Source organism: Corynebacterium sp. HMSC063G05 (assembly GCF_001810555.1).
GTDB classification, from domain to species: Bacteria; Actinomycetota; Actinomycetes; order Mycobacteriales; family Mycobacteriaceae; genus Corynebacterium; species Corynebacterium jeikeium_D.
Window position 1 is genome coordinate 58,546 of the sequence record NZ_KV801830.1, and the last position, 23,872, is coordinate 82,417.

17 protein-coding genes are annotated in these 23,872 nt (G+C 60.1%); 6 read left to right on the forward strand and 11 right to left on the reverse strand.

All coding sequences use genetic code 11. From position 1 onward, the window contains the following. Positions 1–36 precede the first annotated feature (36 nt). Complete coding sequence (gene mshA / locus HMPREF2751_RS00290) at positions 37–1,299, reverse strand: D-inositol-3-phosphate glycosyltransferase (RefSeq protein ID WP_172620248.1); 1,263 nt, start codon at positions 1,297–1,299, stop codon at positions 37–39. A 259-nt stretch (positions 1,300–1,558) separates the two neighbouring features. Here mshA and HMPREF2751_RS00295 point away from each other — a divergent pair, with 259 nt between their 5' ends. Then, positions 1,559–3,394, forward strand: coding sequence for a long-chain-fatty-acid--CoA ligase (locus tag HMPREF2751_RS00295; RefSeq protein WP_080969550.1), 1,836 nt, complete (start codon positions 1,559–1,561; stop codon positions 3,392–3,394). Between the two features lie 312 nt (positions 3,395–3,706). Here HMPREF2751_RS00295 and HMPREF2751_RS00300 read toward each other — a convergent pair whose 3' ends face one another. Continuing rightward, on the reverse strand, positions 3,707–4,882 hold the full coding sequence (locus HMPREF2751_RS00300; protein WP_070595110.1) for a UDP-N-acetylmuramate dehydrogenase: 1,176 nt from the start codon (positions 4,880–4,882) through the stop codon (positions 3,707–3,709). Positions 4,883–4,967: 85 nt separating this feature from the next. Between HMPREF2751_RS00300 and HMPREF2751_RS00305 the strand changes: the two genes are divergently transcribed. From HMPREF2751_RS00305 to purU, 3 genes are all read left to right on the forward strand, one after another. After that, on the forward strand, positions 4,968–5,465 hold the full coding sequence (locus HMPREF2751_RS00305; RefSeq protein ID WP_049189515.1) for a DUF2505 domain-containing protein: 498 nt from the start codon (positions 4,968–4,970) through the stop codon (positions 5,463–5,465). Between the two features lie 103 nt (positions 5,466–5,568). Next, complete coding sequence (locus HMPREF2751_RS00310; RefSeq protein WP_016421971.1) at positions 5,569–6,339, forward strand: LmeA family phospholipid-binding protein; 771 nt, start codon at positions 5,569–5,571, stop codon at positions 6,337–6,339. A 17-nt stretch (positions 6,340–6,356) separates the two neighbouring features. Beyond that, positions 6,357–7,262 (forward strand): formyltetrahydrofolate deformylase, encoded by a 906-nt coding sequence (gene purU / locus HMPREF2751_RS00315; RefSeq protein WP_016421970.1) that lies wholly within the window; start codon positions 6,357–6,359, stop codon positions 7,260–7,262. A gap of 182 nt (positions 7,263–7,444) precedes the next feature. Here the strand turns inward: purU and HMPREF2751_RS00320 are convergent, their stop codons facing one another. From HMPREF2751_RS00320 to HMPREF2751_RS00360, 9 genes are all read right to left on the reverse strand, one after another. Next, entirely contained in the window at positions 7,445–7,801 is a 357-nt protein-coding gene (locus tag HMPREF2751_RS00320) for a DUF2516 family protein (protein ID WP_016421969.1), read from the reverse strand. 79 nt (positions 7,802–7,880) lie between these two features. Beyond that, on the reverse strand, positions 7,881–9,230 hold the full coding sequence (locus HMPREF2751_RS00325; protein ID WP_070595094.1) for a DUF445 domain-containing protein: 1,350 nt from the start codon (positions 9,228–9,230) through the stop codon (positions 7,881–7,883). A 190-nt stretch (positions 9,231–9,420) separates the two neighbouring features. Beyond that, positions 9,421–9,819: a hypothetical protein gene (locus HMPREF2751_RS00330; RefSeq protein WP_049172374.1), complete on the reverse strand. Its 399-nt coding sequence runs from the start codon at positions 9,817–9,819 to the stop codon at positions 9,421–9,423. Between the two features lie 40 nt (positions 9,820–9,859). Next, positions 9,860–10,609 carry a succinate dehydrogenase/fumarate reductase iron-sulfur subunit gene (locus HMPREF2751_RS00335; protein WP_016421966.1) on the reverse strand — a complete coding sequence of 250 codons (750 nt, stop codon included), beginning with the start codon at positions 10,607–10,609 and terminating at the stop codon, positions 9,860–9,862. Continuing rightward, entirely contained in the window at positions 10,609–12,627 is a 2,019-nt protein-coding gene (locus HMPREF2751_RS00340) for a fumarate reductase/succinate dehydrogenase flavoprotein subunit (RefSeq protein ID WP_016421965.1), read from the reverse strand. Before HMPREF2751_RS00340 ends, HMPREF2751_RS00335 begins: the two co-directional genes overlap by 1 nt. A 19-nt stretch (positions 12,628–12,646) precedes the next feature. Continuing rightward, entirely contained in the window at positions 12,647–13,387 is a 741-nt protein-coding gene (locus HMPREF2751_RS00345; RefSeq protein ID WP_070595096.1) for a succinate dehydrogenase cytochrome b subunit, read from the reverse strand. A gap of 415 nt (positions 13,388–13,802) precedes the next feature. Next, positions 13,803–16,418: a glycoside hydrolase family 65 protein gene (locus HMPREF2751_RS00350; RefSeq protein WP_016421963.1), complete on the reverse strand. Its 2,616-nt coding sequence runs from the start codon at positions 16,416–16,418 to the stop codon at positions 13,803–13,805. A gap of 15 nt (positions 16,419–16,433) precedes the next feature. Beyond that, positions 16,434–17,207: an HAD family hydrolase gene (locus tag HMPREF2751_RS00355; protein WP_172620228.1), complete on the reverse strand. Its 774-nt coding sequence runs from the start codon at positions 17,205–17,207 to the stop codon at positions 16,434–16,436. A gap of 302 nt (positions 17,208–17,509) precedes the next feature. Further along, positions 17,510–19,720 (reverse strand): malate synthase G, encoded by a 2,211-nt coding sequence (locus HMPREF2751_RS00360; protein WP_070595098.1) that lies wholly within the window; start codon positions 19,718–19,720, stop codon positions 17,510–17,512. 1,016 nt (positions 19,721–20,736) lie between these two features. Here HMPREF2751_RS00360 and aceA point away from each other — a divergent pair. Beyond that, positions 20,737–22,029, forward strand: a complete 1,293-nt coding sequence (aceA, locus tag HMPREF2751_RS00365; protein WP_016421960.1) for an isocitrate lyase — start codon at positions 20,737–20,739, stop codon at positions 22,027–22,029. A gap of 214 nt (positions 22,030–22,243) precedes the next feature. Next, positions 22,244–23,668: an acetate metabolism transcriptional regulator RamB gene (ramB, locus tag HMPREF2751_RS00370; protein WP_038629316.1), complete on the forward strand. Its 1,425-nt coding sequence runs from the start codon at positions 22,244–22,246 to the stop codon at positions 23,666–23,668. Positions 23,669–23,872: the final 204 nt, after the last annotated feature.

Genomic DNA, 23,872 nt, shown 5'->3' on the forward strand with positions numbered 1-23,872 from the left:
TGGCTACGGCTCTGGCGGTACTGAAGCTAACGAAACCTACCGGGAGCCGCCCGCATCCCGGATAGAGCCGGGACAATTTTCCTTTTGGAGTTCGGTTCGATGATAGACATCGGCCAACCGATCCACGGTCTTTTGCCAGGAAAACTCCAAGGAGTGCTCGCGCGCCTGGGTGGCCAACTTAATGCGCAGCTCGTCGTCCTCCACCAGGCGACCGAGGGCATCGGCCCAGGCTGCGGGCTCGTGACCGTCGACAAGCAAACCGCTGACCCCATCATCGACAGCGATGGAGAGTCCGCCGACATTCGCCGCGACAACGGGAGTACCGGTGGCCTGAGCCTCCATCGCCACCAACCCGAAAGTTTCGTTGTAACTGGGCACGGCGACAATATCTGCGGCCTGGTAGAGCTTCGCCAGGTCCTGCGGCGGGCGCGGGGGCATGAAACGGACCAGGTGGTCGATCCCCTCTTCCGCGGCGAGATTGGTGAATTCGTCGGGCGCATGCAGCCCAGAACCGGAAAGTCCACCGCAGATAATCACTCGGACATTAGTGGCGGGATGGCGACGCATGAGCTCACCGACACCCCGCAGCAATACCTGCGGGCCCTTCAGCCGCTGCAACCTGCCGACGAACAAAATGACCTTAGTGTGCAACGGGATGCCCAGCTCACGACGGGACCGCTCGGTGGCACGATCACTGCCCGGCGAAAAGAGCTCCACGTCCACCCCGGGCGGCACGACATTGATGCGCCACGGGTCGGCATCGTGGAGATCCGCGAGCTGCTTAGCCTCGGCATCGGTGTTGACGATGAGCCGGCACGCATTGTCCACAATCTGCTGCTCACAGATACGCCGAGACTCCGGCTCCGGCGTATCTCCCTCCGCCAGATGGAGATTCTTCACTGCCGCCAGCGTGTGCGCCGTGTGCACAAACGGAATGTCAAGCAAATCCGACAGCAGCCACCCCACCTGTCCAGAGAGCCAGTAGTGCGAATGGATCAGGTCGTATTCAATCCCCTGTTTGCGGGCGAATTCAATGACCCCACCGGCAAAGGCCGGCATCTGCGTAGCCAGGTCTGACTTCTCTAACCCCTCATATGGGCCAGCCACAATGTTGATGACGCGGAAGTTCTCACTGACCTGAATCACCGGCCCATCGCTGGAACGCGTGGCGCGGGTGAAAACATCCACCTTCACACCGCGTCGCGCCAGCTCCTCGCAGGTGCGCAGCACGTAGACATTCATGCCACCAGCGTCACCGATGCCCGGTTGCTCCAGCGGAGAGGTATGCATGGAGATCATCGCGATGCGGTTCGGCCACGCCGGGGTGTTAGAGGTGGCCGCGTCTGCGCCCGCCGTTGCCGCCGGAAATGTTTCGCTCATACTGCCCAGAGTGCCTATGCCAGGGGCAACCCCGCAAATGAGTACCTCAAATACGTGTATAGGAATTCCGGCATCGCAGTGCGACGTACGGCACAATAGAGGTCGATACCTACTACGTCGTAGGTTATTATCACCTCACGACATAGTCAGGCGATAAACAAAAACCTAGGAGGATCCCATGGCCGATACATCCAGCTCACACGCTGCAAATGACTCTGCCCCAGCTCACGGTTCCACACCCAACGCTGCGGCCTCCAAGGCCTGGCTGAACCTGTATCCGGAGTGGACCCCACCCCACATCGACTACAACTTCGACACCCTCCTAGACGTCTACCGCCACACTCTGAGCAACCACCCGCGCCGCAAGGCATTGACCTTCTTCGGTCGCTCCACCTCCTACGCCGAGCTGGATGCCAAGGTTCGCAGCGTTGCCGCCGGCCTGCGCGCACTTGGCGTACGCAAAGGCGATCGCGTGGCACTGCTCATGCCGAACTGCCCGCAGCACGTCATCGCCTACTGGGCAGTTCTGCACCTCGGCGCTGTTGCCGTAGAGCACAACCCCCTCTACACCGCCCACGAACTGCGCCACCCATTCAACGACCACGGCGCCCGCTTTGCCATCTGCTGGGACAAGATCGTCCCCGTACTTGAGGACCTCCGCAACAACACCCCGCTCGAGACCATCATCGCGGTCAATATGCTGCAGGACCTGCCGTTTGTCATGCGCACCGCCCTGTCGATCCCGCTGCCGAAACTCCGCGCCGCCCGCGCTAAGCTGCACTCCTCCGCACCGCAGGTCATGGGTTTTGACGCTTTGCTTCACGACGCCGTCGGCGGAGACGGCCACGACCTCCAGGCCGATGAATCCATCACTGCCGATGACACTGCAGTGATGATGTACACCTCTGGCACCACGGGCTCGCCAAAGGGCGCGCAGTTGAGTCACCAGGGGTTGGTAGCCAACATTCTGCAGGGCAAGGCCTGGGTGCCGGGCCTTGGCAAGGAGCGGGAGATCTCCCTCGGTGTTCTGCCGATGTTCCATGCCTACGGCCTGACCATTGTCACCAACTTGTCCATGCTGATTGGCGCTGAACTGGTGCTGGTGCCGGCACCGGAGATTCCGCTGATTATGAAGGTGATGAAGAACAATCGCCCGACATGGGTGCCTGGTGTGCCGACTCTCTACGAGAAGATTGTCGAAGCCGCCGAGCGCGATAATGTCGACCTCTCCGGCGTGAAGTTCGCCTTCTGCGGTGCTGCTACCCTGCCGGTTTCCCTTGTGCAGAAGTGGGAGAAACTCACTGGCGGGCGCCTTGTCGAAGGCTACGGCCTCACCGAAACGTCACCGATTATCGTCGGCAACCCGATGGACGGCAACCGCCGCCCGGGCTACGTTGGCCTGCCATTCCCCGACACCGAGGTTGCCATCGTTGACCCCGAAAATCCCACCAAACTCCGCGCTGACGGCGAGGAGGGCGAGGTCATCGTCCGAGGCCCACAGGTTTTCGCCGGTTATCTCAACCTCCCGGAGGCAACGGAGAAGTCCTTCACCGATGGGCCTGCTGAGCTTCCCGCTGGCGACCGTTGGTACCGCACCGGCGATGTCGGAGTCATGGAGTCGGACGGCTTCATCAAGCTGGTTGCCCGCATCAAGGAGGTCATCATCACCGGTGGCTTCAATGTCTACCCGGCCGAGGTCGAGGAAGTACTGCTCTCCCACCCGGACATCACCGATGCCACGGTCGTCGGCCTGCCGAAGAGTGACGGCTCCGAGATGGTCGTGGCCGCCATCACCCTTGCTGACTACGCCCGACTGGATTCCGACGCCTACCGCGACCACTGCTACGACAACCTGACCCGGTACAAGGTGCCGCGCGCATTCTTCCACCTGGAGGAACTACCTCGCGACCAGATGGGCAAGGTCCGCCGCCGCGATGTCCGCGACGTGCTGCTCACGCAGCTGGAGCAGAAGGGCCAGAGCGTCGATTCGCTTTCCCACCGCAAGCACCATTAGTTCACGGTGGTTTTGTAGTTGGGATAGGGGCCTGAGTAGAGCGGGCTCCTATCCCTTTAAGGCGGACCCCGGCTCCCCCCCCCAGACTTAGTGACTAGGTTTATGACAAAAAACTGAGGGTGAATAATATTCACGTGTCATAAACCTAGTCACTTTCTCTATCCCCGCCATTGGGAGAAGGCCCGGGAGCGCAAACTGAGGACTACTCAGCGGCTCCAGCGGCTCCAGCGCCCCCATCAAGCCCGCCAGCCCCATCAGGCACGCCAGCCTCTCCAGTCCGCCCCCACTGGCCATCAGCCACCCGCCGCGGGCCTAATCGATGCTCACGCCGACCCACACCGGCTCGGGCACCAGGGTCACGCCGAAGGCCTTTTCCACACCAGCGCGCACATCGCGCGCCAAAGCCACCAAGTCGGCGGCGGTCGTAGGCGTACCGTCGCCGGACTCCCCGCGGTTGGTCAGGGCAAGAGTGTGCTTAGTCGACAGTCGCGCGGGCGCACCGTCACCGGGGTAGCCCTTGGGGAACCCGGCGCGCTCGATAAGCCACGCCGCCGAGAGCTTCACGGCTCCCTCGTGGCCGGGGCCAGCGGGGAATGCGGGCATATTCGCGGCCTCATCGGCCCCACGCAGCGCGGCAACCTTTGCACGCACGGCCTCCACCGAGTTCTCCGGAATAATCGGGTTGGTAAAGAAAGAACCCGCCGACCAGGTATCGCGGTCAGCATCTTCGAGCACCATGCCCTTGCCCCGACGCAGCTCAAGCACCTTTTCGCGCACCAACTCAGCCGGCCTGCGAATCTCGCCAGCCGCAGCCTCGGCCTCGTCGACGCCCAGGCGCCGCGCCAGTTCGCCATAGCGAAGTGGCGCGGACATGCCATCCACACTGAGCTCGAACCGCACGGCCAGCACCACTGCCCGTGCGGTGAACTTCAGGTTCGAGTAGCGGTAGGAAAGGTCGAGAGACTCCGGTTCCACCCACTCGACCGAGCCGGTTGCGCGATCGTAAAGCTGCACCGAGTCCAGGACCTGCGACACCTCAGCACCGTAGGCGCCAACGTTTTGCACCGGAGTGGCTCCGGCCGATCCCGGAATACCCGATAGGCATTCAAGGCCGCCAAAACCTGCGTCGACACTCATCGCCACGACCTCGTCCCAGACCGCACCGGCCTCGGCCTCCACGATGGCCGACACGGACTCCAGCCCGTGTCCGCGAGTGCTCATGGTCACGTTGTCGGCCTCGATCACCACGGCCACCAGCGGCTCGAGTTCATCGGCTACCACCAGGTTGGATCCGCCTCCCACGATGAGGAGGGGCACGTTAGCGTCGTCAAGCGCGCGTACAACATCGACCACAGCGTCCGTCGTGCTACACCGGACGACGGCACGCGGCACCCCGCCGAGGCGGAGCGTCGTCAAATCCGCGAAAGCGGTATGCGTGCTGAGCTCCACCCCCTCTAGCCCCGCAAGCCCATCGATGGCTTCTTCCATGTCGGAGGTCAGGTGAATTGGGTTCGGCGATTGGTCGAGATTTTCCACGCCCCTAGCGTAGTGCAAATTACGTATCATCAAGCGCATGACTACGACTAACACGCACACCGTCAACTTCGACCAGCCGATTGAGAAGGTTTACGAGGCCCTCACCGACGCCGGTTTCTGGGAGAAGGTCGCAAACCGTTTCTCGGCGGCTGACGGCAAGGTGGAAAAGTTCGAGACCACCGACGCTGGCACCACCGTCGTGATTCGCCAGACCGTCTCTGCTGACAAGATTCCGGCGCAGGCACAGAAGTTCGTCAAGTCCGGGGTCGGCATGACGCGCACGTTCGTCATCAGCCCGCTTAACGACGACGGCGCGACCTCCACCGTGACCACAGAAGCTTCGGGCGTACCGGCGTCCTTCAGTGCGTCCCAGAAGCTCACCGCCCAGGGTGAAGGTTCAGTGCTGACCACCAACTCCGAGTTCTCCATCAACGTGCCGCTGCTCGGTGGCAAGCTCGAGGAGAAGGCAGCTCCGTACCTGGAACGCGTCCTCAACGCTGAGACCGCTGTGCTGGCGGACTACGTCGCTAAGTAGGTTGCGCACTGGGGGGGGGCACTCCGGGGCGACACCGAGGGGACGGATACCGGGCGAAGATAAGTGGTAGCGACGGAGCCGTCGTTAAGCAAGACTGGGAACCATGAGTTCTGCTAAACGCTCGTCGAGCGTCAAAGTCCTGCCCACCGTCCTCGGTGTCATCATCGTGGTGGCGCTCATTGCGATCGCCGGCGAAATCGGCGTCCGGATGTTCGTGAGCAAGGAGATTTCCGACGGCTACCGCACCTCCGCCGAAGAGCGTGGTGCGACGGTCACTGAAGACCCCAAGGTTTCTTTCGGCACCCGCCCGATGCTGCTCGCCTTGGCCACCAAGTCAGTGCCCTCGATGGATCTGTCCACTCCGAACACACTGGAGGTCAAGAACCCGGAGGCGCTGGGTGGCGCACCGGAGATCAACGGTGACCCGGCAGCGGAAGTGCACCTGGAAAACGTGGATCTGAGCAATCGTGCGGATCCGACGGCAGAGTCGCTGCGAGTAGACGTCACAATCCCACCTCAACTGCTGCAGGCGCTAATTAACCGGGAAAGCGGTGTACGCGCTTCCACAATCACGCCGTTGCCGGACGAAGGCCTGTTCAACATTGAATTCGCCTCCGGATTTGCGACCTCCAAGTTCCGCCCGATTGCCAACGGCGGTCATATCGAAATCAACTTGGAGGGCGGCTCAATCCTCGGCTTAAACCTCGATGGCCTGGCCGGCTGGCTGGGAGAAGCGAGCGGTACGCTGTTGAGCTACGACATCGGCCACGGTATGCAGGTGGAGGAAGCGCACGTCACCGGGGAGGGCCTGGCGTTGACGCTGACGGGCGCAAATCTGCCTTTGTCGACCGTGAGCGAACTTACCTTTAGCTAGCAGGTAAGATACCGAGAATGACTCGCTCTCTCATCACCGCAAATAGCGGTACTCCCACCGAGCGCCAGTACATCTTCTCGCTCGGCTGTCCAGACCGTACCGGTATCGTTTCCACCCTGTCGACCTTCCTGTCCGACATAGGTGCGTGGATTACCGAGGCGGACTTCTTCTCCGACCCGGAGACCGGATGGTTTTTCACTCGCCAGGCGGTCCGCGCCGACGCTCTCGACCTGACGGTAGAAGAGCTGCGCGAGAAGTTCGCTGAGCTCGTCGGTGATTGGGGCCCTGAGGTCCGCTGGAAGGTCACCGACAACGCTGTCCCGAAGCGCGCTGTCATCCTGGTGACCAAGGAAGGCCACTGCCTGCAGGATCTGCTCGGCCGCGTCGCACAGTCCGACTATCCGATGGAAATCGCTGCAGTAATTGGTAACCACCGCGATCTGGAGCCACTGGTCGCAGCGTATGACATTCCCTTCCACCACGTGCCCTTCCCCAAGGATGCCGTCGGCAAGCGTAAGGCATTCGATGAGGTCGCCGAGATTGTCGATGCCGAAAACCCGGATGCCATCGTGCTCGCACGTTTCATGCAGATTCTGCCGCCGGATCTGTGCGAGAAGTGGGAAGGCCGCGCAATCAATATCCACCACAGCTTCCTGCCGTCGTTCATGGGCGCGCGCCCGTACCTGCAGGCTTATCGACGTGGTGTGAAGCTCATCGGTGCCACCTGCCACTACGCCACTGAGGACCTCGACGACGGCCCGATTATTGAGCAGGACGTCATGCGTGTCTCCCACAAGTACACCGCTGCGGACATGCAGCGTGAGGGGCGCGATGCGGAGAAGCAGGTCCTCGCCCGCGGTTTGCGCTGGCACCTGGAGGACCGTGTGCAGGTCTACGGCAACCGCACCGTGGTGTTCCAGTAGGTTACCGTGGTGTTCCAGTAGGTTTTCGGGGAGCCAGACCTATCCCTATCCCCTCCCCCAGAAAGAAAGTGTCTGGGTTTATGACAAAATCACCGGGTTTTTCACCCAGAAACTGTCATAAACCCAGACACTTTCTCAGTTGTGCGGGCTAACACCCGCCCTGGGCTAGCACCCGCCCGGGACTAATACCCGCCCTGTGCGTTCGACAAAATGTCCTTGATCTGTGGGCGAACATCCAACCAGTAAATCCCCGTGATGACTAGTCCGGCAATCAGCGGGATGCCCAGCATTGCCCAGCCCAGCCACGGCAGGAGTAGGAAGATAGCCGAACCGACCAGCATGCCGGCCCAGACGTTGCGGCTCTTGCGGTCTGCAGCGTCAAAGGCATCCGCGCGGGTGGTGATGACAAGCACCGCACCGATTAGCGCCAAGATGCCGATGACAAACGGAATGGCGAACTGAAACAGGACGTCCACATAGACGGAAATTGCCATCAGCGGCGAATCCGCAAGACTGGGCAAAGATGGTAACAGGCGCACCGGGGGAACAACTCCTTTAACAGGGATGCATTGCTTTTTACATGCTAACGCACACGGTCTGATGTGCTGGGTTGTGCTGCTAAATAGCCCCAAACACCAAGGTCGACAGGGTGTAAATAGCCAAACCGGCCAGTGATCCGACAACAGTGCCGTTAACGCGAATGAACTGCAGATCGCGACCGACCATCAGTTCAATCTTGTCGGAAGCCTCATCGGCGTCCCAACGCTCGACGGTCTCGGAAATGATCGAGGTAATCTCGCCCGCGTAATTCTCAGCGATGAAGACGACAGCCGCTTCCAAACGGCGGTCCATTCGTTTGCGCAACTCAGGATCAGACTGGATCCGCTCGCCGTAGCGGGCGGCCGTTTCCGAGACCTTCCGACGGAGCAGGGAGTCCGGGTCTCGGGCAGCGTCGACAAGCTTTGCGGATGTTGATGCCCAAATCTTCGCCGGCGCCTGTGTGACGGCGGCGGACGAAAGAATGTCAGTCTTAATTTCTTCGACCTTGGCGATGGTCTTCTCGTCGTTCTGCAAGTCTATGGCGAGCTGCGTGAGGAAGCGGTGGAGTGCCAAGCGCGCGTCGTGCTTAGGGTCATGCTGCACCTGCCAGGTCCAATCAACCAACTCGCGATAGACCTTGTCGCCGATGAGATCGTTGACAAAGCTCGGCGCCCAGGATGGGGCGCGCTCTCCGACGAGGCGGTCGATAAGATTCTGGGAGCCCAGCGACTTCCGGTGCAGCCACTCAGCCATCTGCTGGACGATGGGCTCGGTGCGCCCCTCTTCAATCAGCTGCTCGAGAACCTTACCCGCTGGTGGTCCCCACTCCGGAGCTGCAACTTCGTCGATGACTGCTGACTTCAGCACTGCGGCGGCATCGTCGGGATTAATCGCCTCCAGCACATTTCCGGTGAACTTACCGACCTCTGCTGACACTTTGTCGGCGTTTCCCGGCGCTACCAGCCATTCACCGATCCGTTCAGGAATCTCGGCTTTGCGCACCTTGTCTACAATCAAAGCGGGGTTCAGGAAGTTGTCACCGACGAACTGCGCCAGGGACTCACCGACCTGGTCCTTCTTGCGGCGGACGATAGCGGTGTGTGGGATAGGAATGCCGAGCGGGTGGCGGAACAGAGCTACGACAGCGAACCAGTCGGCGAGGGCACCGACCATGCCGGCCTCAGAAGCAGCGCGAACGTAGCCCACCCACGCGGGCACAACTTCGCCTGCGGATAAGTGTGAAGATTCAATACCGCGGCATGTGAAATACACAGCGGTTGCGATGACCAGCAGCATCGTAGCGAAGGCCTTGGCCTTACGCAGTTGCGCACGTTTTTCCGCTTCAACCTCAGGTGATGGCCCGGGAACTTCGAGACGGTCCGAGACCGAATCGACAGCTGCCGGGAGCTTAGCGGGGTTGTTATCCATGTGTATAGATTAGGCGCCGAAAACGCGAAAATGCCACCGCGCCGCAGTCCGCTGTTGGTGAGAGAGGTACTTCTCAGTACTTCCCTACCTCAGCACACTGTGCACGGTGGCATCAACTGTGGAGGTGCTAGTTCAAAAGGCTAGCGTTGCATCCGACTAGAGGCGAGCCCCTTTAAACTGGGGCGAGCCTTTAGTGGTGAGTGCCGAATTCCTTTCGGTAAGCCTTGTAGTCACGACGACCGATGGAGATGCAGGCCACACCCGCAATAACCATAACCAGTGCAACTACCAGGCCAGCCCACATGAACACGCTGCCGTCGAAGTTCCAACCACCGGTGTAGTCGGTGTAGTTGGCGGCATCCTTAGCCAGGAAACCATTGCTGTGAGAGGCAGCAGTCTGGTCGGCAAAAACGGTCGTTGCGAGACCGAAAATGAAGGTGCCCCAAGCCGCCAGTGAGGCGAGCATGAGTCCCATGCCAATCCAGGTAATGCTCTTGTGAAGCGAGGAGTATTCGGCATTCATGCTCTGAGGCACGTAACCGTCGACGAAGTGCTCTTCGCCCTGGTAACGCTTGACTGCATTCGCCATAATCTATGTCCCTTCTGGAAAACTCTAATCGAGAAAGAGTTTAGTCGTCCTTACCGCGGAAGAACGAACGAGCTCGTTCCTTGGTAACGGCGGCAACCGCAGTCAGCGGGATACCGGCCGGGCAGACGTCAGCACATTCACCATAGAGGGAGCACGGACCGAAGGTGCCTTCGACCTCGTCAACCATCTTGCGGGCACGCTTGCCACGCTCTTCCTTACCCAGCGGGACCAGGGAGAGGTGAACCAGCTTTGCGCCGGTGAACAGGTGTGCAGCACCGTTCGGGCAAGCTGCCACACAAGCACCACAGCCGATGCAGGCTGCGTGGTCAAGTGCGAACTCAGCGGTCTCGTGGTTCAGGTGCAGAGTATCTGCATCCGGAGCGGTACCAGCGTTGATGGAGACGTAGCCACCCTGCTCGAGGACACGGTCCAGAGCGGAGCGGTCAACGACCATGTCCTTGATGACCGGGTATGCGGCGGAGCGCATCGGCTCGATCTTCAGGGTGTCACCATCGCTGAACTGGTGCAGACGCTGCTGACAGGTCGGGGTGTTCTGGCCCGGGCCGTGCGGACGACCGTTGACGTTCAGACCACAGGTACCACAGATACCCTCACGGCAGTCAGATGCGAACGCGAACGGCTCCTTGCCGGACTCGACGTACTTGGAGTTGACGTGGTCAAGCAGCTCCAGGATCGACATCTCTGCGACGGCGTCGTCAACGTCAACGGATTCAAAGTGTCCCTCGACGTTCGGACCTGCTTGGCGCCAGATTTCAAGGTGCAGTTTCATTACTTGTAGTTCCTTGTCATGAGCGGGACGGCTTCGAAGGTGAGCGGCTCGGCGTGGCGAATGAATTCGTGACCGGACTGATCCCATGCAGGACCATTGTTGCCTCGCTCCCATGCGGAAACGAAGCACCAGTTAGCGTCATCGCGCTCTGCCTCGCCATCTTCGGAGATGTGGTCATCGCGGTAGTGAGCACCGCAGGACTCATCGCGGTCGAGGGCGTCGACACACATGAGCTCACCGAGGTCGATGTAGTCAGCAACGCGGTTAGCGTACTCGAGCTGCTGGTTCATCTCGTTCGGCTCACCCGGGATGAAAAGGTCAGACCAGAATGCCTTACGCAGTTCGCGGATCTCCTCGATACCGCGAGCCAGGTCTTCCTTGTTACGAGCCACACCACAGTCGCGGTAGAGAATCTCACCGAGCTGACGGTGGAAGTACTCAGCGCCGTGCTTACCCTGGATGCTCATCAGCTTGTCCAGGCGAGCCTGAGCGCGGTCCAGTGCTTCCTTGGCCTCCGGGGCATCCTCAGCCAGGCGGTCGGTACCGAGCAGCGGGCCAAGGTAGTTCGGAATGGTGAACGGCAGGGTGAACCAACCGTCGACCGAACCGGACAGCAGGGAGTTTGCACCAAGACGGTTTGCACCGTGGTAGGTCCAGGATGCCTCGCCACCGGTGAACAGACCCGGGATGGAGGTCATCTGGTTGAAGTCAGACCACAGACCACCCATGGTGAAGTGGCAGGTCGGAGCAATACGCATCGGAACCTTGTACGGGTCCTCACCGATTGCCTCTTCGTACATCTGAATCAGGTTCGAGTAGCGTTCCTTGATGACCGGCTGGCCCAGGCGCTCAATTGCGTCACGCAGATCCAGGTAGACGGAGTTCTTCAGCGGACCAACACCGTAGCCGGCGTTAATCTGCTGAGAGTTGGCACGGGAAGCGACGTCACGCGGGACGAGGTTACCGAATGCCGGGTAGCGACGCTCCAGGAAGTAGTCGCGCTCGTCCTCCGGGATGTCGTTGGCCGGGCGCTCGTCGCCCTTCTTCTTCGGGGTCCAAATACGTGCGTCGTTACGCAGGGACTCGGACATCAGAATGGTCTTCGACTGCCAGTGCGCGTTAACCGGAAGACCGGTCGGGTGGAACTGGATGAAGGACGGGGATGCGAAGTAAGCACCCTGGTCGTATGCACGCATGATGGCCGAAGCGTTGGAGTTCTTGGCCAGCGTGGACATGTGGTAGACGTTGCCGTAACCGCCGGTAGCCAGAATAACTGCGTGAGCAGTGTGAACGGTCAGCTCACCATTGATGAGGTTACGCATGATGGCACCCTGGCAACGGCCGTCGGCGACGATGATGTCAACCAGCTCGTTGTGGGTGAAGATCTCGACGTTGCCGAGACCAATCTGACGCTGCAGAGCCGAGGTAGTCGACAGCTGCAGCTGCTGACCCGTCTGACCACGGGTGTAGTACGTACGGGAGACCTGCACACCACCGAAAGAACGGGTTGCCAGGGTACCGCCGTACTCGCGAGCGAACGGAGCACCAATTGCATTCAGGTGGTCGATGACGCGGACGGACTCGACAGCCAGACGCCAGCAGTCGTTCTCGCGGCAGCGGTAGTCGCCGCCCTTAACGGTGTCCTTGACGTGGCGGTAAGCGCCGTCGTTGTCGACCTTCTTACCGCGAGCGGAGTTGACACCACCCTGTGCAGCAATGGAGTGCGCACGGCGCGGAGCGTCGTGGTAGGTGAAAACCTGCACGTCGTAGCCGAGCTCACCGAGGGCAGCAGCGGCAGCGCCGCCAGCCAGGCCGGTACCGACGACCATGACGCGGAACTTACGACGGTTCAGCGGCGAAACCAGGTTGGCGTGATCCTTCTGGTACTGCCAGTGGTCCTTCATGGAGACCTTGTCACCCGGGGAGTTATCGGACAGAACCTTGCCGATCTTGACCCCGTCGACAGCGCTTTCCGGCGCGCGGAAGTCCGCAGCGACGGTTGCTTCAGTGTTAGTCATAGTAAATTTCCTCCTCGACCTACGAGACCAGACCGGTCAGGACGGCGACTGGGATGAAGATGTTGCCGACAACAACCAGCAGCGGCAGCAGGCCGGACAGGAACAGCAGAACCTTGCGCCAGCGCTTACCGGTGATACCGAGGTCGGAAGTAGCGGTCCACAGACCGTGGGACAGGTGCAGCAGCAGAGCAAGCTGCGCAATGATGTACCAAACAACAACACCCGGACGCGAGAAGGACGCAACCACGTTCTGGTATGCCTCACCGTGCTCGAAAGAAGACGGAGCAACGCCAGCACCGATGGTCAGGTCCAGCAGGTGGAAGATGATGAAGGCCAGCAGCACAATGCCGGTGATCACCATCGAACGTGCAGTAAAGGTGTTCCAGCTGGACACCATGCCCTGACGGCGGAACTTGCCGCGGGACTGCTTAGCACGTGCAGCCAGGGTGAGGCCACCGAAAATGTGCAGGACAATAGCTACCAGCAGGACAATGCGGAAAATCCACAGAATGCCCTCGTTCGGCACTGCCGGAGCACCGACAGTGCGCAGGAAGGTCGCGTATGCGTTGAAATCTTCCGCGCCAGCGAAAATTTTCAGGTTACCCAGCATGTGGACAATAACGAAGAGGCCAAACAGCACGCCAGTGACGGCCATGGTCAGCTTCAGAGCCCATGAAGGGTATTTAGGCTGCTCGCGCAGCGGTTCTACATTAATTTTGCCGTGCGCGATTGCGTCACGGTTTGAACTTTTAACAGTCATGGCACCTCCAGTGTCATATTCACTCTAAAGTCACACAGCGCCTGGTAAACATTTTTCCCCCTTTTGGGTGGGGATTTTCACAGGTTACCTAGGTCTTTTCTCCGCCTTTTCTCAGGTTATCGCATTTTAGCCACTTCTGACGTCGTCGCTGCATAAACCCTCTCCCCCACCATAAAAACGCCCCTACCCCGACTTTTGCCGATTTTTCCCCCGCCCAAACTAGCTAATAACGCAACATAAATAGCACGAAAATAAAAAACCGCCCACTTTTCTCAGGTGGACGGATTTAATACTCAATAATTATGTTGCGAAATTCTTTATTTTTACCCCTGCCGAATTCCCCAAAGGCCCAAACAGCCACCCCCAACAGGCAATCCCCCCCCTATTGGCACCGTGTACGGCCGAAGCCGTCCGACTAATCCTCGCTCTGATCCGAGTTCGCCATCACCACGGTCAACGGCTCCGGACCAATGATCACCTCATGTCCTGCGACCATAATCGGCCCAACCTGGTGGTCTCCCTCCTCCAGGACGACTTCCACCGTGCGGCCGCGCACCGTCACTCGGATACGACAACCACGAATAGTGACTCGGTACGTCAGACCACTCCAGTCCTCCGGCAGACGCGGGTCAATACTGTAGCGGCCGTCATGATCGCGGAAACCACCGAAACCATAGACCAGGGACTGCCACACACCACCGGCAGATGCGACGTGGACACCATCGGCAGCGTTGCCATGCAAGTTCGCCAGGTCCACATAGAGTCCGCGTAGGAAGAAGTCCATTGCCTGCTCCTGCAAGCCCAACTCGGCCGCAACAATGGACTGCACAACGGCGGACAGCGAGGAATCACCAGTGGTGAGCGGATCGTAATACATGTAGTCTGCGCGCTTTTGTTCCGTCGTAAAGCGATTGCCCATGAGGAACAGTGCGAGGACGACGTCCGCCTGCTTAATGACCTGGTGACGGTAAATCGTCAGCGGGTGGTAATGCAGCAGCAGCGGGCGCAGCGGGCCAACTTCGGGATCGTCGAGATTCCAGCGCTTACGCAGCAGGAACTGGTCATCCTGAGGGTGAATGCCGAGCTTCTCATCGAACGGGATGTACATCGCCTCAGCGGCCTGCTCCCACTCTTCAACCTCGCGCTCAGTGAGGTCGAAGCGGTTGGTCAGTTCGCGATAGGCAGCAGGGCGATCACGCTTCATCTGCTTGACGACGTCCGCAGCAACCCGCAGGTTATACTGCGCCATCACGTTGGTGTACAGGTTGTTGTTCACCACCGTGTTGTACTCATCTGGACCGGTGACGCTGTGAATTTGGAACTCTCGCTGCTCGGCATCAAAGAATCCCAACGACATCCAAAACCTGGCCGTGCCGAGCAACAGATCCGTGCCCTCCTTGAGCAGGAACTCCTCATCGCCGGAGGCATAGACGTACTTCATCATCGCGTACACGATGTCCGCATCGATGTGGTACTGCGCCGTGCCGGCCTCAAAGTAGGCCGAGGACTCCTGACCATTGATAGTGCGCCACGGGAAGAGGGCACCGTCGTGCGCCAGTTCGTCGGCACGCGCCCACGCGGCTTCGAGCATGTCCCAGCGGAAACGCATGGCATTGCGCGAGAATTGCGGCGACGTATAGGTAAGGAATGGGGTCACGTAGATTTCCGTGTCCCAGAAGTAGTGGCCGCCGTAGCCGGTGCCGGTCATTCCCTTGGCCGGGACGCCTTGGAATTCGGCGCGGGCGGCGGCCTGGATAATCTGCCAAATGTTCCAGCGCACTGCCTGCTGAATCTCCGGCTGATTGTAAATGACCACGTCAGAGCGCTCCCAGAAGCGTTCGAGCCACTCCTCCTGGTTCTCCATCAGCCCCAGCATGCCGATGCGGCCGACGCGGTTCAGGGTGCGCTCACAGCGGAATGCCAGCTCTTCGGCACGCACCTTACGGGAGGAGTGGTACGCGACCAGCTTCTCCAGGCGTATGACAGTGCCGACCGGCGCATCCAGGTTGAACAGGGAGCTGGCCACATCCGGCTCGGTCGACTGCGAAATCTCTACGAACGGCTCCGTGCCGTCGGGAGTGCGGACAGTAAAGGTGTGGTCCATGGAGGTAGCCACGGTCATACCGGAGTTCGCGCAGCGGTAGCCCAGCGTCGAGCGCTGCCCGTGCGCCGATTCCGACTGAAATGCCGGAATGAGAACGCGGTCTTCCAGCGCCTCGGCGCGACGGGGATCCAGTTCGGTGCCCTGCGCCTTAGCGGCATCGTGGTATTCGTCCTCGCCGTCCTGGCGGTTGAGGATCTGCGAGTTAATCATCACCGCAGCATCCGCATCCAGCAGCTCGACTTCCAGACTCATCGCGGCGACATGCTTTTCCTGGAAAGACACCATGCGCTCAGAGGTGACGCGAACGCGCTTGCCACCCGGGGTGCGCCAAATGAACCGACGACGCAGCACGCCCTCGCGGAAATCCAGGCTACGTTCGTAGTCGCTGACCTCAGCATTGCCGAGACGCAGGGGCTCATCGTCAATGTAGAGACGCATTGCCTTAGCGTCCGGAGCATTGACAATCGTCTGCCCCTGGCGGGCTAGGCCGTAGGCGTCCTCGGCGTGCCTAATCGGCCAGGTCTCATGCAGACCGTTGATATAAGTGCCGTGCTCACTGGAGTCACGGCCCTCCGGCGGGTTGCCACGCATGCCGATGTACCCGTTCGACAGCGCAAACAGCGTCTCGCCCAAACCGAGCGGGAGGCCGTTCGGCTTCGTCTCAATCAGACGCCACTCATCGACCGGAGTGATGTCTCGGTCCATGAGTCCCTCGGCATTTACAAGGTGGTGGTGCTTATCCGCACGATCCGCCGGGAAGTTACGACGCTGCTTACGACGAACTGGGGACACCGTCTCCTCCTGTTTTTCAGCCTCTGCGGTCTCCGCGTCGTGACCCTGCCCCTGCGGAATCACACGCTCAGTCTCGTCGACTGCTGCCGTGGTCGAATCGTTGGCCATGATGCCTTCCGGTTTTGTCTCAGCCATTTGTCACGAGCCAGCCTAGACGAGTGCCGCCAAGTCACTGACCACAACGTCGGCGCCCGCTCGGCGCAGCGCTTCCGCACCAGCACCGCGGTCAACACCAATGACCAGACCAAATGCGCCGGCTGCACCCGCTTGCACACCACTGATGGCATCCTCGACCACCACAGCATCGCGCGGCGCCACCCCCAGATTCTTCGCCGCGTACACGAAAGTATCGGCGGCTGGCTTACCCGGCAGGTTGTTCTCATGCGCCACCACGCCGTCAACAATCTCCACGAACCGCTCACGCAGCCCAGCGGCCGTCAGCACCGGCACCGCGTTCTTCGACGAGCTAACCACCGCCAACTGCGGTTTTTCGCTTGCCGACGAGTCCCTCGCGCCCTGTAACTCGTCGAGCAGCGCAACCGACCCCGGGTAGGCCTCAATTCCCCTCTCGACTCGCGCCAAGAAGTCATCATTTTTGCGCTTCCCGAGCCCGACAATCGTCTCGTCTTTCGCTGTGTCCTCATCGCTACCGTGTGGCAGCGAAATGCCGCGAGATTCCAGGATTGCTGCGATGCCCTCATCGCGGCGGCGGCCATCGAGGTAGGTGAAGTAGTCCTCCTCTGTGTAGGCCGAGACACCCTTGTGCTCGAAGTAGTCGCTAAACATGTCCGCCCACGCCTGCTCGTGCACATCGGCGGTAGGGGTAATTACCCCGTCGAGGTCAAAGAGGATTGCGCCCGCGCTATGGAGGAATTCTTTGGCCTTGGCAAGGTTGGTAGCACTGTCGGTCGTGGAATTAGTCATGGGGGTCGCAGCTCCTTGGACGTTACAGACTGCATATTCGCAATTAACTTCTCAATCAACGCTAGCAACGTTGCCCCTACCCCGCTTGTGAACCCGGGTATCTCGGCGGAGGGCATCGCATGTTTCCACCATGGGGCACCCAACGCGTGCGTTCCCAGCACAAGCCCGCCCCGCACCGACAAATAAAACTGCCGACGCGCACGCGGAATTGGCATCAGAGGTTTGCCAATACCACCTACACACCGGCAGTTTGGGTAGCTATTTTGTTATTTCAGGCTCGGCAGCCGCAGCCTGACCCAGAATTAATCCTGGTCGATGCCCTCGCGCTTCTTGAACTCCAGGCGACGGCGGTGCAGGATCGGCTCGGTGTAACCGGACGGCTGGTTGACACCGTCGAGGATGAGCTCCTTGGCAGCCTGGAAACCGATGGACTTGTCGAAGTCCGGGGCCATCGGCAGGTACGCCTCATCGCCCTCGTTCTGGCGGTCAACGACCTCGGCCATACGCTGAAGCGAATCGATGATCTGCTCCTCGGTGACAACACCGTGCAGCAGCCAGTTAGCCAGAGTCTGGGAGGAAATACGCAGGGTAGCGCGGTCCTCCATCAGGTCAACATCGTTGATGTCCGGCACCTTGGAGCAGCCAACACCCTGCTCAACCCAGCGGATAACGTAACCCAGGATGGACTGGCAGTTGTTGTCCAGCTCGTTAGCCTTGTCCTCATCGGACCAGTCAGCGCCCGGCTCACCAGCCTTAGCTGCCGCTACCGGGATGGTGAGCAGATCACCGAAGGTGTCGCGGCGACCGTCGGTAAGCAGCTTGTCCTGAACGCCGAAGACGTCAACCTCGTGGTAGTGGGTAGCGTGCAGCACACCACCGGTCGGGGACGGAACCCACGCGGTGGAAGCACCCTGCTTCGGCTGACCAATCTTCTGCTCCAGCAGCTCAGCCATCTGCTCGGTCATAGCCCACATGCCCTTACCGATCTGAGCCTTGCCCTGCAGGCCGTGTGCCAGGCCGGAGTCGACGTTGTTGTCCTCGTAAGCCAGCATCCACGGAGCGGTCTTCTGAACAGCCTTGCGGAACATCGGACCAGCCTGGATGGAGGTGTGGATCTCATCACCAGTGCGGTCCATGAAGCCGGTGTTAATGAAGACGACACGCTCGGAGACAGCCTTGATGGCAGCGTCCAGGTTGACGGAGGTACGACGCTCCTCATCCATCAGGCCGACCTTCAGGGTGTTGTGCGGCAGACCCAGCAGCTTCTCCACATCAGCGAACAGCTCGTTAGTGAAAGCAGCCTCATCCGGGCCGTGCTGCTTCGGCTTCACAATGTAAATCGAACCGGTACGGGAGTTCTTACGTGCGTTGTCCTGGTCCAGGCCCGGGATTGCACAAGCAGCGGTGATGACGGCATCCATGATGCCCTCGAAGATCTCCTCGCCGTCGCGGTCGAGGATGGCCGGGTTCTGCATCAGGTGGCCGACGTTACGGATCAGGTTCAGGGAACGACCGTGCAGGGTGACCTCGGAACCGTCAAGACCGGTGTAGGTGCGGTCGTCGTTGATGGCACGAGACAGCTTCTTGCCACCACGGGTGAACTCGACTGCAAGGTCACCGACGTTCAGGCCCAGCCAGTTGGTGTACCCCAGGGTCTTGTCGGCAGCGTCAACTGCGGCGACAGAGTCCTCGAGGTCCATGATGTTGGTGACAGCGGCTTCCAGGATGATGTCCTTGACACCAGCCTTGTCGGTCTTGCCAACCGGGGACTCCGGGTCAATCAGCAGCTGGATGTGCAGACCGTTGTGCTTGAAGTAAATGGACTCCGGTGCGTCCTTGTCACCGGTGTAGCCGACCAGGGTCTCCGGCTCGCGCAGACCGGAGGTAGCGCCGCCTTCCAGGGTTGCCTGCAGGTGACCGTCGACGATGTCGTAAGAGGTGACGTCCGCGTGGGAACCGTCGACCAGCGGCAGAGCCTTGTCCAGGAAGTTACGACCCCATGCGATAACGCGGTCACCGCGGACCTTGTTGTAGCCCGGGGTGTCCTTCTCCGCACCGCCATCTTCAGGAATAGCGTTGGTGCCGTACAGCGCGTCGTAAAGCGAGCCCCAGCGTGCGTTCGCAGCGTTGATGGCGAAACGGGCGTTGAGGACCGGCACAACCAGCTGCGGGCCAGCGGTGGAAGTGATCTCGGTGTCGACGTTAGCGGTGGTGACCTGGAAGTCACCCGGGTTGTCAACGAGGTAGCCAATTTCCTTCAGGAATGCGACGTACTCATCCTGATTCTGCTCGCCCGGGTGTTCCTTGTACCAAGCGTCGAGCTTTTCCTGCAGCTCATCGCGCTTGGCCAGCAGCTCGCGGTTGCGCGGAGTGTACTTAGCGACAATGTCACCGAAGCCGTTCCAGAACGCGTCCTTGTCCTCAATGCCGGCGGCGGGGAGTGCGGTGTCATTAACGAAGTCGTAAAGAACCTTCGCGACCTGCATTCCACCTGCCGAAATACGCTGTGCCATTGCTCTCCTCAAAACTATTGATTGCAATTTGCCCATCCAGCCATGGCCACGTCAGCGGCCCACACTGGATGCGTTGTTCCCCTACTGTATGTGATTCGGCGCACTTATGAACCGTCTTTTTCCATAACCGCCAACCGCCAGCCCGGTATAGCGCCGCTCACATTTGCCATTTCATTCGCTTTACGACGAGCACCCTGCGAACAGACCCCACCCCTCCCCAATGACCATTCGGGCATTCAATCCTGACGCCACAACCAGCCCTCCCCCACCCGCATTGACTGCAGCATCCCCGGCACTCTTTCCTCCAGCCACAGAACACCACACACAATGGGAAAGTGTCACGCCTCACAGACATTTACTATTGCGACCTGCGTATCAACGGCCAGCGACCAATCACGTCGCTACAGCCTCCGCCTTCAAACCAGACCATAAAAGCGAGATGACAACCGAGACCCTGGCCACTACCCAGGGATGCTCCGGCGGGGTACTGACGGTGTAACGGCAGTGTATTTAGAAGCCCGTTTCCACCTTTACGGCCGTAATTTCGGGGGTAGCGAAACACCCCCTAAACCCCAAACACTGTTAACGGCCAGCTTTGATAAATACCAAAATATAAATCACCCCAAAGCGGGGGGAACATTATTCGCGAGCCCGCCATAGGGAAATAACAGTACAAATGTACCGGCCGGTCACAGGCGAAAATTGTTAAAGCCAAGCTACACATCACAATGTTTGCAATCTTCACAAGTGTTATCCGTATTACATACTTGAATTCACATCGGAAGCTGCTTGACGAACGTAGCGCTATGCCCCAAAATGTGAGACATGGCACGCGGAAGCGGACATTGTTTTTGTTCGCGTGTTTGCGTGCAGGGGTACAGCACTCTGCTAGCGCCCCCTGCATTCACGTGACACCGCGGTCACTATCGGGTCAGCCTGTAGATCGGTTCTGTCGGAATTGTTCTTAAGTCAGCACCCGGAGTTCAAAAAGCAAGCAAAAGGAAGTGACTCCGTTTATGTCTAACGTTGGTAAGGCACGTACCGCCGCCGAAATCCAGAAGGATTGGGACGAGAACCCGCGCTGGGAAGGTATCACCCGCGACTACACCGCTGAGCAGGTTGCTGAGCTCCAGGGCTCCGTCGTCGAGGAGAACACCCTCGCTCGCCGCGGCGCTGAGATCCTGTGGGAAGGCGTCAACGTTAAGGACGACTCCTACATCAACGCTCTGGGCGCACTGACCGGTAACATGGCCGTTCAGCAGGCTCGCGCTGGCCTGAAGGCTGTCTACCTCTCCGGTTGGCAGGTTGCTGGTGACGCTAACCTCTCCGGCCACACCTACCCGGACCAGTCCCTGTACCCGGCCAACTCCGTGCCGAACGTCGTTCGCCGCATCAACAACGCTCTGCTCCGCGCAGACGAGATCGCTCGTATCGAGGGCGACGACTCCGTCGACAACTGGCTGCTGCCAATCGTCGCTGACGGTGAGGCTGGCTTCGGTGGCGCTCTGAACGTCTACGAGCTGCAGAAGGCTATGATCAACGCTGGTGCCGCTGGTACCCACTGGGAGGACCAGCTCGCTTCTGAGAAGAAGTGTGGCCACCTGGGCGGCAAGGTCCTGATCCCGACCCAGCAGCACATCCGCACCCTGACCTCTGCTCGCCTGGCTGCTGACGTCTCCAACACCCCGACCGTCATCATCGCCCGCACCGACGCTGAGGCCGCTACCCTCATCACCTCCGATGTTGATGAGCGCGACCAGAAGTTCATCACCGGTGACCGCACCTCCGAGGGCTTCTACCACGTCCAGAACGGCCTGGAGCCGTGCATCGAGCGTGCAAAGTCCTACGCTCCGTACGCTGACATGATCTGGATGGAGACCGGTACTCCGGACCTCGAGCTGGCTAAGAAGTTCGCTGAGGGCGTCAAGGCTGAGTACCCGGACCAGCTCCTGGCTTACAACTGCTCCCCGTCCTTCAACTGGTCCGCTCACCTCGAGAAGGACGAGATCGCCAAGTTCCAGAACGAGCTGGGCAAGATGGGCTTCAAGTTCCAGTTCATCACCCTGGCTGGCTTCCACGCCCTGAACTACGGCATGTTCGACCTGGCTTACGGCTACGCTCGCGAGCAGATGTCCGCATTCGTCGACCTGCAGAACCGCGAGTTCGAGGCTGCCGAGAAGCGCGGCTTCACCGCTGTCAAGCACCAGCGCGAGGTTGGCGCTGGCTACTTCGACCGCATCGCCACCACCGTCGACCCGAACTCCTCCACCACCGCCCTGAAGGGCTCCACCGAGGAGGGTCAGTTCTAAGTCACTCGGCTTAGGGCTTAGGTCAAGGGCCTAACTTCAACACCCAGCGAGGGTTGCACTTGCAGCCCTCGCTGGGTGTTTTTGTGTGTTCATCGACGTGTCGACTCCGGGCCGTCGTGAAGCGTGCCTGAGAACCTCAGCACCTACACACGTAAGCAAAGGTTGCAACGGTTTTCTACACAAGTTCAGCAAAGCCCGCGATATGCTGGGCAGTATGTCGAAAACCTATGTCGGATCCCGCCTCCGCCAGCTACGCCGCGAGCGCGACCTCAGCCAGGCTGCGCTCGCGCAGGCGTTGGGCCTCTCGGCTAGTTACGTCAACCAGATTGAGCACGACGTCCGCCCGCTGACTGTGCCCGTGCTGCTCCGTATCACGGACACATTCGGCGTTGACGCGACTTTCTTCTCCCGCGATGACGACTCCCGTCTCCTCGCTGAGGTTCAGGACGTGGTGATGGACAAGGAGATCGCTAAGTCCCCCATGGATCTGCAGGAGATCTCGGAAATGGTTCGCGACCACCCTGATATCGCCCGCATCATGGTGGATATCCACCGCCGCTACCGCAACGTCACGGACAAGCTCTCTCTGGCCACCGAGGAGCGCAACTTCGGCAACAGCACCGACACCGCCTCCGGCTCACAGGCGCTGACCATGCCACATGAGGAGGTCCGCGACTACTTCTACGCCCGCCAGAACTACATCGCTTCGGTCGACACCGCCGCTGAGGAGCTGGCCCGCGAGCTGCGCATCACCGACGAGACCACCGATGTGGTCTCTGTGCTGGCCGACAGGCTGTCCAACGACCATGGGATTCGGATTGCGCTGGAATCGTCGTTAGGCGATGTGCAGCACAGCCTTGATCGGCGGACGAAGACGCTCTACCTCGCGCGGCACCTCTCGCCGGGACAGCGGGCCTTCCGCATGGCCACGGAGCTGGGGTTTTTGGAGCAGGGCGAGACCATTTCCGAAGCCGTCGCGTCCGGGCATTTCATGTCGGAAGAGTCGCGGAAGCTGGCGCAGCGCGGAGTCGCGACGTACTACGCGGCGGCGCTTATTCTGCCGTATGAGTCGTTCCATGCGATGGCTGAGTCGAAACGCTACGACATCGAGCTGTTGTCGCGCACTTACGGCGTGGGCTACGAGACCATCTGCCACCGACTGTCCACGATGCAACGCCCCAGCTTGCGCGGTATTCCATGGACATTCGTGCGCGTCGACCGCGCGGGCAACATGTCCAAACGTCAATCCGCCACGGGCTTCCACTTCACGCATTCGGGCGGTACCTGCCCGTTGTGGAACGTCTACGAGACTTTCTCCTACCCCGGCAAAGTCATGCGGCAGGTCGCGCTCATGCCGGATGGTCGGCCGTACATGTGGATCTCGCGGACCGTGGAGCATCACGCGGCACGTTTCGGCAAGCCAGGTAAGGTTTTTGCCATCGGTTTGGGCTGCGAGGCCCGTCACGCTGAGCGCACCGTGTACGCCGATGGTCTCGATCTCGCGGACCTCGACGCCGCCACTCCGATCGGTGCTGGCTGCAGGGTCTGCTCCCGCGAGGCCTGTCCGCAGCGCGCGTTCCCGCCGATCCATCGCGATATCGACATCAACATGCACCGCTCCACCGTCTCGCCGTACTAGTTCGCTTTACGACGGGCGCAGGGCCGGCCTGTTTGCGGGGGGGCTTGGTTCGCGCAGGATGCCCCAAAAAAGGAAGACCCCAAAAAGAAAGTGCTTAAGTTTATGACACTTTCGCACCGATTTTCACGGTCAAACTGTCATAAACTTAAGCACTAACTCGTATCTGCCTGAGCCGGGACCAGCCCGGTGAGAGCCAGGACCAGC